Source organism: Exiguobacterium sp. RM11 (assembly GCF_059821525.1).
On record NZ_JCBAOU010000002.1, the window covers coordinates 1 to 13891 of the forward strand.

Annotated in this window: 15 protein-coding genes; 10 read left to right on the forward strand and 5 right to left on the reverse strand. The window is 43.3% G+C overall.

Annotation, left to right across the window (positions count from 1 at the left end; translation table 11 throughout):
* Together AC5LIL_RS14705 and AC5LIL_RS14710 are read left to right on the forward strand one after the other, a co-directional pair.
* Entirely contained in the window at positions 1-894 is an 894-nt protein-coding gene (locus AC5LIL_RS14705) for an AbiTii domain-containing protein (RefSeq protein WP_499825391.1), read from the forward strand.
* Between the two features lie 225 nt (positions 895-1119).
* Positions 1120-1680 (forward strand): recombinase family protein, encoded by a 561-nt coding sequence (locus AC5LIL_RS14710; RefSeq protein ID WP_481805315.1) that lies wholly within the window; start codon positions 1120-1122, stop codon positions 1678-1680.
* A gap of 302 nt (positions 1681-1982) precedes the next feature.
* Here AC5LIL_RS14710 and AC5LIL_RS14715 read toward each other — a convergent pair whose 3' ends face one another.
* From AC5LIL_RS14715 to AC5LIL_RS14730, 4 genes are all read right to left on the reverse strand, one after another.
* A complete protein-coding gene (locus AC5LIL_RS14715; RefSeq protein WP_499825393.1) occupies positions 1983-2315 on the reverse strand; it encodes an abortive infection family protein in 333 nt (110 codons plus the stop codon).
* A gap of 427 nt (positions 2316-2742) precedes the next feature.
* Positions 2743-4068: a primase C-terminal domain-containing protein gene (locus tag AC5LIL_RS14720; RefSeq protein WP_499825394.1), complete on the reverse strand. Its 1326-nt coding sequence runs from the start codon at positions 4066-4068 to the stop codon at positions 2743-2745.
* Positions 4069-4935: 867 nt separating this feature from the next.
* Positions 4936-5301: a DUF5388 domain-containing protein gene (locus AC5LIL_RS14725; protein ID WP_499825395.1), complete on the reverse strand. Its 366-nt coding sequence runs from the start codon at positions 5299-5301 to the stop codon at positions 4936-4938.
* Between the two features lie 5 nt (positions 5302-5306).
* Positions 5307-6155 (reverse strand): ParA family protein, encoded by an 849-nt coding sequence (locus tag AC5LIL_RS14730; RefSeq protein WP_499825396.1) that lies wholly within the window; start codon positions 6153-6155, stop codon positions 5307-5309.
* A 383-nt stretch (positions 6156-6538) separates the two neighbouring features.
* Between AC5LIL_RS14730 and AC5LIL_RS14735 the strand changes: the two genes are divergently transcribed.
* Both AC5LIL_RS14735 and AC5LIL_RS14740 read left to right on the forward strand, forming a co-directional pair.
* Complete coding sequence (locus tag AC5LIL_RS14735; RefSeq protein ID WP_499825397.1) at positions 6539-8020, forward strand: hypothetical protein; 1482 nt, start codon at positions 6539-6541, stop codon at positions 8018-8020.
* A 64-nt stretch (positions 8021-8084) separates the two neighbouring features.
* Positions 8085-8210 carry a hypothetical protein gene (locus AC5LIL_RS14740; protein WP_255418328.1) on the forward strand — a complete coding sequence of 42 codons (126 nt, stop codon included), beginning with the start codon at positions 8085-8087 and terminating at the stop codon, positions 8208-8210.
* A 98-nt stretch (positions 8211-8308) separates the two neighbouring features.
* On the opposite strand, the gene AC5LIL_RS14745 is transcribed toward AC5LIL_RS14740, so the two are convergent.
* Positions 8309-8533 (reverse strand): helix-turn-helix domain-containing protein, encoded by a 225-nt coding sequence (locus tag AC5LIL_RS14745; RefSeq protein WP_499825398.1) that lies wholly within the window; start codon positions 8531-8533, stop codon positions 8309-8311.
* A gap of 338 nt (positions 8534-8871) precedes the next feature.
* On the opposite strand from AC5LIL_RS14745, the gene AC5LIL_RS14750 reads away from it, so the two are divergent.
* The 6 genes from AC5LIL_RS14750 (at position 8872) to AC5LIL_RS14775 (ending at position 13882) form a co-directional block, all read left to right on the forward strand.
* Entirely contained in the window at positions 8872-9360 is a 489-nt protein-coding gene (locus tag AC5LIL_RS14750) for a helix-turn-helix domain-containing protein (protein ID WP_159563769.1), read from the forward strand.
* A gap of 298 nt (positions 9361-9658) precedes the next feature.
* Positions 9659-9841, forward strand: a complete 183-nt coding sequence (locus AC5LIL_RS14755) for a hypothetical protein (RefSeq protein ID WP_021065836.1) — start codon at positions 9659-9661, stop codon at positions 9839-9841.
* A 12-nt stretch (positions 9842-9853) separates the two neighbouring features.
* Positions 9854-10078, forward strand: a complete 225-nt coding sequence (locus AC5LIL_RS14760) for a hypothetical protein (protein WP_012390467.1) — start codon at positions 9854-9856, stop codon at positions 10076-10078.
* Between the two features lie 66 nt (positions 10079-10144).
* Positions 10145-11245, forward strand: a complete 1101-nt coding sequence (locus tag AC5LIL_RS14765; RefSeq protein ID WP_499825399.1) for a hypothetical protein — start codon at positions 10145-10147, stop codon at positions 11243-11245.
* Between the two features lie 14 nt (positions 11246-11259).
* Entirely contained in the window at positions 11260-13623 is a 2364-nt protein-coding gene (locus AC5LIL_RS14770; RefSeq protein ID WP_499825400.1) for a VirD4-like conjugal transfer protein, CD1115 family, read from the forward strand.
* Positions 13624-13639: 16 nt separating this feature from the next.
* A complete protein-coding gene (locus AC5LIL_RS14775; protein WP_012390470.1) occupies positions 13640-13882 on the forward strand; it encodes a hypothetical protein in 243 nt (80 codons plus the stop codon).
* The last annotated feature ends 9 nt before the right edge of the window (positions 13883-13891 follow it).

Sequence of the window (13891 nt, forward strand, 5' to 3'; positions counted from 1 at the left end):
TTGGGTTCAATTGTTTTGGAACTTCAAAGAGAAGCTATGAGTACTACTACTAATACCACTGACCTTTTACGAAAAGCTTTATTTGTAGCCCGAAAACTTAAAGTGAAAAAATTTGAAGAATGGATTTCTCTTGAATTGAACGGATATAAAATGGAAGCCTCAATCCCAGATTACCGAGAAGTTATTGGAAAAGTACAATGGCTTAATCCTTATAGAGGGTGGTGCCCTCTCATTATTCAAAATGAAGAAGTCGCAAAAATAGTTTCGAGTCGAAAGATAGGTCAACAAATTTCAGAAATTCAATCTTTAATGAATGGTGATCATACTAGTCTTGTACTCTTATTGCCACAAGGATTACAGAATATATTATCAACAAATACTGGTCATGTAACTGAATATCAATTATCAATTTCGAAATCTCAACTCGAGAAAATACAAGATACAGTCAAAAATATTATTTTTGAGTGGGCACTAAAGCTAGAAGAGGATGGAATTATGGGGGAAGACTTAAGTTTTAGTGAAAAGGAAAAGAATGAAGCAACTAAACATAATTATAATTTCAATCATTTTTATGGCGATGCTTCAAAAATACAAATCCAACAAGATGTTACTAATTCAAATCAAACAATATCTACTGATGCAGTAGATATTGAAAAAATATCTAAATTTATCATAAAACTTAATGACAATCTCATCCAAGTTGGACTTTCTAAAACTCAACAAGATCTTGTCGAGTCAGAAATTAAAACAATTATAAAAGAAATTGAGACTGCAGAACCAGCGTCCTCAAATTTAAAAAAATCTTTAGATCGCATTAAAAATGTATTAGAAGGAGCAAGTGGTAGTCTTGTAGCTTCCGGCTTACTTTACATGATCGAAAAATTGTCCATTTGAGAATTCTACAACGCCCTTACGATATAATACCATTCGACTTTACAGCTAAATTCCTGTTTTTAAAACGAACGTTAAAAAAACATCATTGTTTATTGATTCACATGAAAATAAAAAGGGCTATTTAAAGCCTTTTTTATTTTATCTCCATTGTCCATTAACTCATCTTTTTATCAATGTTCGTTTTCTGTTATCATTAATGGATAAACAAACAAACGGAGGTGCTTCATGACGAAAATTGGATATGCACGAGTATCAACCTTTGATCAGAACTTGGACTCGCAGCTAGATGAACTTAAGAAAGCAGGCTGTACTAAAATCTTTCAAGAGAAGGCCTCTAGTGTTAAAAAGCGACCAGAATTTGAGAAGTGCTTAGATTATTTACGAGAAGGTGATACCTTGGTCGTCTGGAAGCTAGATCGGTTGGGGCGAACCACAAAGAAGCTTCTTGAATTGATTGATGATTTGAAAGATCGCGGAATCAATCTTCAAATCATTACATTAGGTGTCGATACTTCCACAGCAGCAGGTCGCCTGTTTTTCACCATGATGGCTGGACTAGCAGAAATGGAACGTGAGCTGATTCGTGAACGTACGAACGCTGGGCTTCAGGCTGCCCGTGCTCGAGGAAGAATGGGTGGCAGAAAACCAATCGATGAACAAATCATGGCCAGAGCAATGATGATGTATGAAGCCAAAATGACAGTAGACGACATCACAAAGACTTTAGATATATCTAGGTCTACATTTTATAAATATAAAAAAGCTTCAAATCATATTGAAGAATAGTTTTGAATATTATCACCCCTGACGACTGAACCATCAAAAAAAACGAGACAATACTTGGATTGCTCTGACGTCAGCATTCTGATATACCAAGGCTCTCCCTTATCAATTCATGAATTGATGAGAGTCATGGATTAATGAGGGACATGCATCGATGATTCAGATATACGGGATGTAATGCGACATAACTTTTGTACGCTGGATGTCTTGAAATATTCCCAATAGCTTATCTCAGCTATGTTCGTTCAAGTTCCTGATGATCCCTCTTATATCAAAGATGACAGGATTGACTCTTAGTAATATTCTTAAATTCGTGTGGAGCTGTCCTCTTTTAACTTACTCATCATATACTCTGAAATCATCCCCATAGACTCTATTGCAACTTTTGCCTCATGATCATTGATTAAAGGAAGAAATGGTCTACCATGTCCAGTTCCCTGCTTATTCCTCAAATTATTTATAGAGCAACCTAACTCATATAAAGCTAATTCCATTTTTTCTACATGTGAAGGATTAGTCTTAGAAGCAGAGGTTGACATTCCCAAACAAGTGAAAGCTAACCCTAATAACGTTGGAAAATTATTTTGCTCATACACACCCATTTTCTTATGCACTACATAATACGATACAGCTTCCAACAAATCTTTTTATGTACCAACCAGCAGAGCAGCATCCATCGAACCTTTTTTAGCCCTAACGATATATTTGCTCAATGCCTCTTCGTACTCACTTTCACTTATATTTTCTAAAACAATCGGTATCTTTTCTAAAGCCTCCATGAGCATGAAGCATAGCCATTAATCAAAAAAATAAGTTTTGGGCAGAATCAAGAGTATCTTCAGAAGAAGACAAACTATAAAGAAGATACTCAATACGTTTTACCTTCCCCATACCTGGATCAGAGGTCCGAGAATCTACACCAGATACCCCAATATCTATTAACACTCGTGAAATGTCATTGTGACTAGGTTTACGATAAACAGAAGATGTCTGTTCAAACAATCTAGCGAACGAAACAATTACCGGGGAAGACAACGGAATAAAGAGCATAAATACACACCCAATCTACGTAGTATCAGAACTATTTCTCATACCGTAAGGATAATAAAGAGACCCACCCACCACCGTATCTATAAATGTATTGGAGTTGAGCCCATTAAATTCGATTGAAACAGGGAAAAGAACTACATTATCTTTCTTCACCAACATTATCGTTGTCTTGGCACATCTTCCCCTTCCTTCTACTTCCTTTGTTATTAGTCCCTCTTCCACCATAATGGCGACAAGGCGTTTGAATGTTGCGTATGACAAGCACTTAGAAGGGTCTACTGATGATGTGATTAAAGAAACAAGCGTCCGTTGCGCACCACAAATACACCCTCCGTTTTTGCGTAAAACTGCAAGGATGTCTTCTTTCCATTCATCTAGATGACTATATGTACGTTCTTCGCGCGGTTTTGCGCCTTCCCAGACTTGGTACTTGAACTCGATCCCAGACAATGTCTCGATCCAATATGATGAAGGACCGAGCGGAGAACCAGATTTGAAAGCGCTCTTTACTTTACGTTTAACTTCAATTTGGCGAAGTGAGGGACTATTCTTTTCATTCCATTGATAAAGTAACGACAGGGCTAGGTCTTCTTCGTATCCTGCAGCCTTGTAAGCGAGAGCAAGGGTATAGCATGTATTGTCACGTTGGCCCTCTTCCACGCCTTCTAATAGCTTTAGGATTGCTGGGTGAGATAATAAGTCCGTCGAGCCTAAAGCCACATTACCTTTCTTCGACTTATTCTCTTGCTGTTCGTTCAACCAGTCGCAAAGGTCGTCAAAAGAGACGCGTTCTCCCGAACGAAAAACGGTGTTCTCTTCTGTAGGTAATCGGAACCAACGTTCAGCGCCTATCGCTTGAAGATCCGCGTTCATCTCCTCAGCAATCATTCGTTGAACGCGCTTATAGTGATCCACGACTTTTGGAAAGGCGCGTCTTGGTTCTTTCAAGTACCAATACACATGGAATCCGCCTGAAGGCGTCTGGACGACGAGTGATGGTGTCGGCAGGCCTGCGCTCGTCACCCGGTCCATAACGTCCGGGAAAATCATTCCTGCATTCTGCGACGTCTTGACATCGATATCAATCACCATGGCGTTTAACCAACGCAAAGAGCCCGCATGACGTTGGTCGTTGCGGTAAAAAGTGTTCGGTGTGAAATATGTATACTTTTCTTTTGCCCCAAAGAGTGAGCGGTATGTACGGATGGCACGCGGTTGTGTGAATTCCTGGCAGACAAAGATCCATCCTAGCTCTTTACTGTATCCGGTTCTCTCGACCTGAGAGGCCCGTTTCGGAGCTTCCGTTAATTGGTCTCGATACAGATTTCTCAATACTTCCATGCTACGTCCTCCTCTCTTCTGTTCTATGGCTCATCGTAAATTATTGAGTATCCATTTCTATGAAATACGATGAACATTGTCGAGAAGAAAGAACAATGCTAAAATGATTGCATAAGAAAGACGCCTTTGTTCGTCACGTTTTTCTTTTGAACAACGCATGAAAAAGGATCAGTTCATCGTATTATGTTTTTAGAAATCTTGGTTTCTACAAATCTATTTATGATGGCTGGTTTAGGGTGAAGCGTTGTTAAATACACAGTCTGACAATTAAGTCAGATGATTTGGATCTGATAACGGCCAGGTTATCAGATTTTTTTATGCCGATTTTTCCTACTGGAAAGAACTTCATAACCCTATGTTTTCATAAAAGAAATCGCTTAACAACAGCTTTTTTTCGAGTTTATGCTCATAAAAAGCAATGTATACATGTAGATTTGTATACATGTAGATTTGTATACATGTATACATGTAGATTTGTATACATGTAGATTTGTATACATGTAGATTTGTATACATGTATACAAATCTCAAATTAATGCTTCACTAAAAACGTTGGTTTAAAGCCATAATTCAGTCGATTCCATTTTTGGTGTATACATGTATACATGTAGATTTGTATACATGTAGATTTGTATACATGTAGATTTGTATACATGTAGATTTGTATACATGTAGATTTATATACATGTATACATGTATACCGTTTTTGAATATTTATCTTTGTTAGATCAACGTGGCTGAACATCCAGCAAAGGAGTATATCTTAAAGAAATTTAGAGGAATTGTCGTCACAAAAAAAAACGAGCATGCTCTACTGGATTACGCTCGTTCATTGATATAAGGTTCAGCTCATTATGGACTGCCTTTTTATTTTTTTTGCTTCATCATCAAAACATCTCGAATCATTTCGTATTCTTTCCTTTCATTTGAAGAAAGTAATTCAAGATACTCGTCAATCATCGTTGAAATGATAGCATCTGCTGAATCTGCTTTGCCCATCGTCACTAACGCTGATAATTTATTTTTTGTGAGGTTTGATACACGAACAGTGCTTGACCCTATATTGACCGAGTTCTTAGTTGCTCGTTTATTTGAGGTTTCTTTCTGAGACGTGGTTTTTGATTCCACTGTTTGGTCTTCAGATACCTCAGCTTTATATGTTTGTTGAGGAACTGCTGCACCTTTACGTTCCAGCAAACGTTTTCTTGCTGGTTTTTGAATCAAATCTGACATGTTGTTCACCCCTGTTCCACGTAATTCATTTCTGTTTCGAGACGTTGCAAGAACTCTTCGGCGACTTTTGCATATGTCTCCATAACCCGTTTGTCATGCATGTCTTCTTCCACAATCCCAGTGATGTCGTAGCGTTTCAAGCGTTCCATGTTCTTAATCACACCCTTGAAGAGGTTATGCTCACCGAATACATTTTTGGCATTTTCAAGCGTTGCCATGTCGACTGCTGCACCATTTTTAAGTAGAACCGGTAAGATTCCAAGAATGTCAAAATCAGCACCATAGTCATCCAGCAAAGTCTGTAGGTATTGTGTGAATACCTCAGCGCCCTGCAAGCTTCGTTCCTGTGTCTGAAGTACGACGACGACGAAATCAGAAGCATAGAGAGCTGAGTCCGTATAAATGGAGATAGTGGGAGGGACGTCCACAAAAATGAAATCAAACTCGCTCTTTAAAGGATCGAGAAGAGTAGAAAGGTACGTCACACGATCCACTTCTTTCTCAAACTTTTTCTCAAGAAACTTCGGGTACTGCGCAAAATCACTGAATGAAGGTAGTAGGAACAGATTGTCTGTAACTTCTGTGACGATTCCACTTAAATCACCTTCTTGCATTGCTGCCATCAACGTCTTCTCAAAAGTTATGTAATCATCTTCCCGTGCAGCCTTCGTCTTCAAGAACAAAGTTGTCGCATTCGCCTGAGGATCCTGGTCACAGAGCAATACACGATATCCCATCTTGGCCAACGCATAAGCAAGCATCGTACTGTTAGTCGTCTTTCCCGTTCCGCCTTTAAAGTTTCCGAACGTCACAACAATCGCTTCCTGCTGTGAGAGATCAAGCTGATTGGTCATTTTAGTGCCTCCTTTTTTATTTGTAACTTCAACGTATCAAACTTTTCCCTATTTGTATACATGTATACAAATGATTGAAGTTGTTTCACGCTAAAGATTGAATTAGTTCAGATATTGAAGAGATATCTGAAGTCTAAGTAAATCATTAATAAAAAACGCTTAAGTCGACGTAAAAGTTAAACTTAAGCGTTTTTACTTTGTAACTCGCCTATCAGGCCGGGCTATCATCTCTACGTTCGCTGAAGCGAAAAAGCTGTACAAGCTTCGTTTCATGTTATGCCTAAGAGCCACATTAACTTAATGCTGGTCACCGCAGAGAATATATTGAGAGAACATAATCTGTTTTCAAAAGTCTATTGTATAATTGCAAAGAGGTGATTATTTTGGAATATGAACGAATTCCTTTAATCTTGAAAAGATTTTCCTTTGAAGCAAAAATGGGGGAAGCTCAGCGTTACTCAAATAAAATTATGTCTCCAAGCGGTCTAATTGAAGCCAGCCTTTTGAGAGGTAAGTGGTTACCGTGGGAATTAAATACATATGCGCTTTTCTCAATTTTCACTATTAACGAGTACAACAATCAGAACTTTTTAAACACGTATGGTAAAAAGAAATTTTCAGAAATCATGACAAGCATTAGAGGATCTCAACATGGGGAAAAACCCAAAAGCTACTCTTCCTCAAATTTTTTAAGGGACTTTCTAATTGTTGAAGGTTTAACTCAATTTATTCTTCAAGAAAATAAATATATGAAATATTATAGATACTCCTATTTTTTTAATTTTTCAAATGATTTTGTGGATATGAAGGCTGAATTCTTTGGGAAATTCAATCAGAATTATGAAGATTTTCTTCAGTTAAGTAATATAGTCAATTTATTTTATCCCGAAGGTAATTCGTTGCAATCAATATTGCATGAAGACTTCCATAATTTAATTTATAGAGAATTTTCACAAGTAATTAAATTTTTAGAGCTTAATAGACAAGATTTTATAGATTTACAGAGAAAACTTATAAACGAACCTGAACATTACGTTACTAGCTATAACTATCTTTACACCTATCCATTTATTCTCCATCAAGAAAAAAGATACTTCCCTCTACCTCATACGTTGACAGAAGCAGTTACAACTTCCCTTTTAACAAGGCTTACAGCAGGGGATAATGATTTGAGATCAAAGTTTGGTAATCACGTTCTCGAGTCATACTTAACACATATAGTAAGTCTAGGGAGTTTCTTTGAAGAATGTATCGAAGAATATTCATATAACTTTAAAAGAAATCAAAAACGAACCGTTGATTTGATGTTAAGGAAACAGGACTTAGCACTATTGATTGAATGTAAATCAATAGTACCTCAAAGAGGATTACGTAATCTCAACGAAGATGATATTGAAAGAACAATTTTACGGTTAAGTGAAAATATGATTCAGTTATACCGGAACGCGACCATGAAGTTTAGCAAAGAATATTATCCCTTTAACGAACAAAAAACCTTTGAGTTAAGTGATACATTTGGAATAGTGATTATGTTAGAAGATAGTTTTATTCGTAGAGAAGAAATATATAAAAAAGTTGCACAAAAACTGGATTTGGACATAGATCAATACAACCACCTGTGCTCAAATTTTAAATTTATAAGTTTATATGAGCTTGAACGAATTATATTTGAGGATTGGGATTTGTTTGAGCTGTTAGAGAATAATAAAGTGAATTCTCAAGCATGGTTTGATTTCACCCTCATTCCTGTAGAAATAAGTAAAAAAGAATTAAATACCCATTTGAAGTCGTTCATTAACGAATTGAATGAAGAGTTATCAAGTTTTGTAGATGTCCTTCACAAAGAGGGAATTATTAAGTCTTAACACATCTTAAAAACGATCTTAGTCTTATTGTCTATACAAAAAATTATAGAAAGGAGGTGGATGAATGACAAAACATTCCGGAGGGAAGGTAGGAAAAGCAGGAAAGACATTAGGTAGTAAAACATCTTCGAAAAAACAAAAAAGTAAAGCAGGAAAAACTTTAAAAAAACATCAGGACGATAAACATTAAAAGTATCTCTTAATAGAAAATATAACCGAATGTTTTATAATTAACATTCGGTTATATAAAAAGAATTTTTATGTATTTAAAAACTAGTGTTTAATACATTAATCATCAAATTTTTTATCATTAAAAAAGTCACTTAATGAAATATTCAATCCATCGCAAAACTTTTGTATTGTACTCACTTTCGGATGTTTTGTCCGTCCACTCATCAACTCTGAAATCGTCGCTTGATTTAATCCACCTTTCTGAATCACTTGATGGATGGTCATATTTCGTTCCGCTGCGAGCTCTTTCATCCGCTCGATGATTGCCTCGTTCAATTCCACTTGCTCACCCCACGATCAAAGTACTTTCTTCATCACTTATTCTTTACGAAACTTTCTATTCCTCTACCCTACCACAATCTCTTGAAATCGAAATAATCGTCATAATTTTCTATACTCAAAGCGTTATTTTTTTTACAGTTGTGCTACAAAACAAAAAATATTGAGTTTCTGTTGGCTATAAACCCTTACGTAGAGCGAATTCGACAGAAATCGGCAATTGTAAAATTTCTGACATATCAGAAAACTGATGATTTTTAAGCCTAACCCTGTTATATTGGAACCAACAAAAGGAAACATCTGTTTGGTCGCCGCTCTGGTTTACAGAAAGGGGAAGGCTTATGTATCGATTCGGGGAGTGGTTGAAGGAGAATCGCCGGCTCTCGGGCTGGTCACAGGTCGAACTATCGGAGAAGACATTCGGGGAGATTTCACAGCCCGCCATCAGTCAATATGAACAGAACCGTTCGGTGCCGTCGATCGCGGATATCGATCATCTGGCCCGCGCGTTCGGGCACACGCTCGCAACGGTGCCTTGGGACGCCATTGACTTCGGATACGGGGCGAAGCGGTCCGTCACGAAGCTCGAACGACGCCGGTTCGACTTGAAGGAATTGCCGCAGGCCGACTCGGTCCGCACGTTCGACGGGAAGACGTATGAACTGCACGGCTTCATCGGCATCGAGAAGGCGAGCGGAGAGGCGGTCCAGCTGACGCAACTCTACTATCGGATCCGCACGGTCGTCTGTGACGCCCACGTCCTCGCCAAGCGCAAGAACCCAGATGACGAGCTCATCCACGTCAAAAAACGGAAACGAGTCCGACAGTAACCGGCACCGACGCAGCAGCATCTCCTTAAGGATGGTCTCCTCCAATCACATACCGGCGTGTCCCTCACCAGTGACCGGGTGAGCGGGATCTACGCACAGATGGTTCGGCGAGAGTCGCCTAAAACTCGCCACAAGGTCACCGCATCGTTTCGGGTCATCGAAAAACCCTGTACAGTTCCTTAGATTCGTGAGGAGCGGAGTTCGTGGGGGAACGGCTAGAAACCCACCGCACCGAATCCGACTGTCCTTAATGATGTGCTGCTGCACATCACGAGATCAAAGGAAGGAAGTGTGTACTATGGCATCAAAAGAACAGAAACAGAACCGCAGTTTCGCCGAGAAACTCTTACGCATCCGTGGGAAGGACTATGAGGAGTGGCTCGACGAGCAGCACCAACAGGTCATCCAGGACAACCAGGAACTCATTTTGGAGGCGCTCGAGGCGAAGCTCAGCTTCAAGTCGCCGGCGCACCAGGACTAAGGAGGGAACGACATGGGACTCAATGAGACAGGACTCAGCTTGCTTCAGTTTTTCCAGGGACTTGCCGTCATCGCCGCGGCCATCGCCTTCGCGATCGGGGGCTTCTATTTTATTTTCGGCGGGGATCGCGGCCGCTCGAAAGCCGTCGGCTGGCTTGTCGGGGGCGCCGTCGGTCTGATCATCGTCATGGGCGCGTTTACGCTCGCCGAGATGGTCGACCAGAACATCAAATTTTAATGAACACTCGCGCAGCGTTCCAATCGGAAGGCTTTTTTTGTTGCTTGAAACGAGAGGAGGAACGAGATGCTGTTTGTACGATTCACCGACGTGCCGGACACACGGATCCAGAACTATGAACGGCTAACCTTCGCCGAGGCGGTCATCGCGACCCATAAGCTGCACCAGGCGCGTAGCGAGGAGGGGACGAACTGTTCCGGTGACTTTCGGCTCTTCGACCAGAAAGATGAACTGCTCTATCGAGGGACGTTCACGTTCGGGGCCGGAGGGACCTATCCGAACCTGTATCATCAAGTGAAGGACCGGGTACAACGGATCCGGACGAAGAAAGAGGATAACGCGAAGAAGATGTGGCTCCTCGACGAGATCGAGTCCGAGACACCGGACGACTATAAGCGCGATTCCATCAAATCAAACCCGATTGTGTCGTCGAACTATCAGTCGCGCCTGACCCGACTGCAGCGCCGCCTCATCTACGGGGCGGCCACAGTCGGGATTCTATTCACCTCACTTTTCACTGCCACGCAATGGTTCATTGATAAAGAGGCACACGCCGAACAGATGACCGGTGGAGAAGAGACATGGCTGGACGCTTACGAACAGGCGCTTCAAGGTGAGGAATCCTCGCTCATCGCTTTACTGGAACGGAAAAATCGGTCCGAGGAAGAGGATGTTCTACTGGTCGATCTCTATCTTGCAGAAGGCGCAGACCAGAAAGCGCTCGAACTCACGGATGACCCCATCCTGATCGAGACGAAGCTGGCCGGGCTCGATCTAGCCGATAAGGAGAAATTGGAACGGCTTCAGGACTTCCAAGCGTCACATCCGACCGATGAGGGCTCGTTCGACCTCGCCGCACTGGAACGTGATTATGAGACCGTGGCCAAAACGGAAAATGTGGAATGGACTGCTCCCCGCGTCTCGGCGAAAGTGACCGCTTATCTCTTTCTCAAGGACATCGAGTCCGCGAATAAGTGGGCGTCCAAAACGAACGATTCTGCCGTTCAGGAAAAAGTCGACACCTATCAAGACATCACGGCTACGATCGACGAACTGAACGAAAAACTGAAGAAGACATCTAGTAAGGACACTTCGGCCCATGAGAAGATTCAAGCGGCTATCGCTGCTGAAGAAGGTAACCTAGAAACGATTCTTTATTCAGATTAAGGTAGGTGAAATAATTGAGAACTCAATCTCTATCACCACGATTCCCGATACGTCTGATTTTTCCCGCCCTGTTCTGCCTGTTGGGTTTGCCGGCCGGGATTTTTTATCTGCTGAACGGGGTCTACAACATCATTCGACAAATCATGACCCCAATCGTACAAGAAGGTCTGTTGGCTGGAGCGACGATTCCGACGCTCTCCCCCTCCTTGTTCTTGGAGGTGAGTCTTCCCTCTTCGACCATCTTGCTCGGACTGATGGGTTTCAGTCTGTTCATCGGACTGATTGTGTTCGGCAAGGTATGGCTGAACTTCCGGGATCTGCGGAAGAATCAGAAAGGGAGCGCTCGTTTCACCTCGTTCGATGAACTGAAGCAACAGTACCGTCGCGTCCCCGACCGGAAGAAGTGCTATGACGGATTAGGCGGTGTCCCCGTCGGACGGGTCAAGAACGAGCTGTTCATCGATGATTCGCCAGTCAACAACCTTGTCATCGGCACAACCCGCTCCGGGAAGGGCGAGACGTTCGTCTTCTCGACGATCGACCTGTACAGTCGAGCCAGTGAACAAGCGAGTCTGATCATCAACGATCCAAAAGGCGAGCTCTTTGCCGCCTCGAAGGAGACGCTCGAGCAACGCGGCTATCAGGTTGAGGTGTTGAACCTGATGAACCCGCTCCAATCGATGTCGTACAACCTGTTGCAGCTGACAATCGACGCATTTCTCGAGGAGAACTATTCGCTCGCCCAACAGTATGCGCGCTCGGTCGCGTTCATGTTGTACCATGACCCGAAGGCGCGGGATCCGTTCTGGACCAACTCGTCAATCGACCTGTGTACGGCGCTCATCCTCGGACTTTGCGAGGAGTCGAAGGACACGCCGGAGAAGATCAATATGTACAACGTCGCGCTCATGCTCTCGGACCTCGGCTCACGGATGGTCGTGACGCGACAAGGACAGGAAATCTCCGCGCTAGACGAGTTCTTTCAACGGTTCCCGGAGAACCATCCGGCCCGGCTCCAGTTCGCGACGCTCCACTTCTCGGGTGGTCAGACACGAGCGAGTATTTTAGCCAATACCAATGCGAAACTCGGGATCTTCACGTTGAACGGGACCGGGAAGCTGACGTCGATGAACTCACTCGACATGCGACGCATCGGATTCAACCGTTGGATCAGTGGACGGACCGAGCCTTTGACACGGCTCACATTCACGTTCCCCGATGGGACGGCCCATGCGCTCACGACCGACGACGATGGCAGCTTCATCGTGTACCACGCGTCGTCGCTCAAATCCGGGGACATCGTCCAAATCTCGACCGATTCAGGAACTTCGACGGTCCAGTTGGAAGCACATGACTCGGGAAGCGGACGGTTCCACTACTTCATCGACGGGACGATTCAGATTCGCGAGGTAATGCACCAGATGCGTCCCGTGGCGGTGTTCCTCATCGTTCCGGACTATGACCCGACATTCAACGTCATCGCGTCGCTCTACATCAAACAGGTGTACACGGCGCTCGCCCGGGTCGCCTCGCAGACGAAACAAGGTAAATGTGAGCGTCAGGTCGTCTTCTTACTCGATGAGTTTGGCAACATGCCGCCGATCGAAGGCATGGCCAACATCATCACGGTCTGTCTCGGCCGGAACATGCGCTTCAACCTTGTCATTCAGGCATACTCCCAACTTGAGAACCTGTACGGAGAGGACTGGAAGACAATCGACGGCAACTGTGGGAATACGCACTATCTGTTGACCGCGGACGAATCGACCGCCGAACTGATCTCGAAGAAACTCGGTGAGGCGACCATCGTCACCAAATCGCGTTCCGGACAGACGTTCTCGCTCAAAAAATCGAAGACGGAGAACGTGGACGGCCGCCGGCTCATGACAGCGACCGAAGTCATGGGGTTAAAGGAAGGCGAGATGCTTATCATCCGTGTCATCAAGCGTCAGGATACGAAGAAACGGCGGATCCAGTCGTATCCGATCTTTTTGAGCGGCAAGACGGCGATGAAATATCGGTATGAATACCTGTCGGACGATTTCGACACGGACCGCTCCCTGCATGACATCGACATCCCATGCCGTCACGCCGGGCTCGACTTCGAACAAATTCGAATCCGCTTTACGCAGAAAGAAGACGAGACGGAAGCGAACACGCCCTCGAATCAGGAAGATAAGTCCTTGACGGTACGAGATGTGCTGCAGGACAGCATCCTCCGCTCGATGTTCGAAGGACATGACATCGGAGGGATGCTCCTCCCTGAGTTCGAGACGAAGCTGAACCTAGGAGTTTACGACGTCACTGACAGTCAGAAGAGCTTTTTGAGTACGATGATCGCGAAGCGACTCGAGAAACTGAAGCAAGGCACACCGTAGAGAGGAGGCCGAACCCATGGCCGAGAGTGCGAGAGAGAAGCGAATCCAGAACGAATTGCGTGTCGTTGCAAGAATTATCGAGACGCAACGCGTCCGCCTCGAACGGGGCGACGTGCTCAATATCCAAACGACCGATGGCTTTCTGACCGTCTATCAGGACGACACCTCAGACACCCCGAAAACTGTTACACTAATAGATAAGTTCGACTTCCGCGTCAACCTGAAAGTCGCGGATCTATTGAAGGGGAAAATCGTCTGACGGAGGGGT

Coding starts and splice junctions, on each gene's coding strand:
- AC5LIL_RS14775 (WP_012390470.1), top strand. CDS start 13,640: ATGGCCGAGAGTGCGAGAGAGAAGCGAATCCAGAACGAATTGCGTGTC.
- AC5LIL_RS14765 (WP_499825399.1), top strand. CDS start 10,145: ATGCTGTTTGTACGATTCACCGACGTGCCGGACACACGGATCCAGAAC.
- AC5LIL_RS14755 (WP_021065836.1), top strand. CDS start 9,659: ATGGCATCAAAAGAACAGAAACAGAACCGCAGTTTCGCCGAGAAACTC.
- AC5LIL_RS14720 (WP_499825394.1), bottom strand. CDS start 4,068: ATGGAAGTATTGAGAAATCTGTATCGAGACCAATTAACGGAAGCTCCG.
- AC5LIL_RS14730 (WP_499825396.1), bottom strand. CDS start 6,155: ATGACCAATCAGCTTGATCTCTCACAGCAGGAAGCGATTGTTGTGACG.
- AC5LIL_RS14740 (WP_255418328.1), top strand. CDS start 8,085: ATGACAAAACATTCCGGAGGGAAGGTAGGAAAAGCAGGAAAGACATTA.
- AC5LIL_RS14710 (WP_481805315.1), top strand. CDS start 1,120: ATGACGAAAATTGGATATGCACGAGTATCAACCTTTGATCAGAACTTG.
- AC5LIL_RS14760 (WP_012390467.1), top strand. CDS start 9,854: ATGGGACTCAATGAGACAGGACTCAGCTTGCTTCAGTTTTTCCAGGGA.
- AC5LIL_RS14725 (WP_499825395.1), bottom strand. CDS start 5,301: ATGTCAGATTTGATTCAAAAACCAGCAAGAAAACGTTTGCTGGAACGT.
- AC5LIL_RS14750 (WP_159563769.1), top strand. CDS start 8,872: ATGTATCGATTCGGGGAGTGGTTGAAGGAGAATCGCCGGCTCTCGGGC.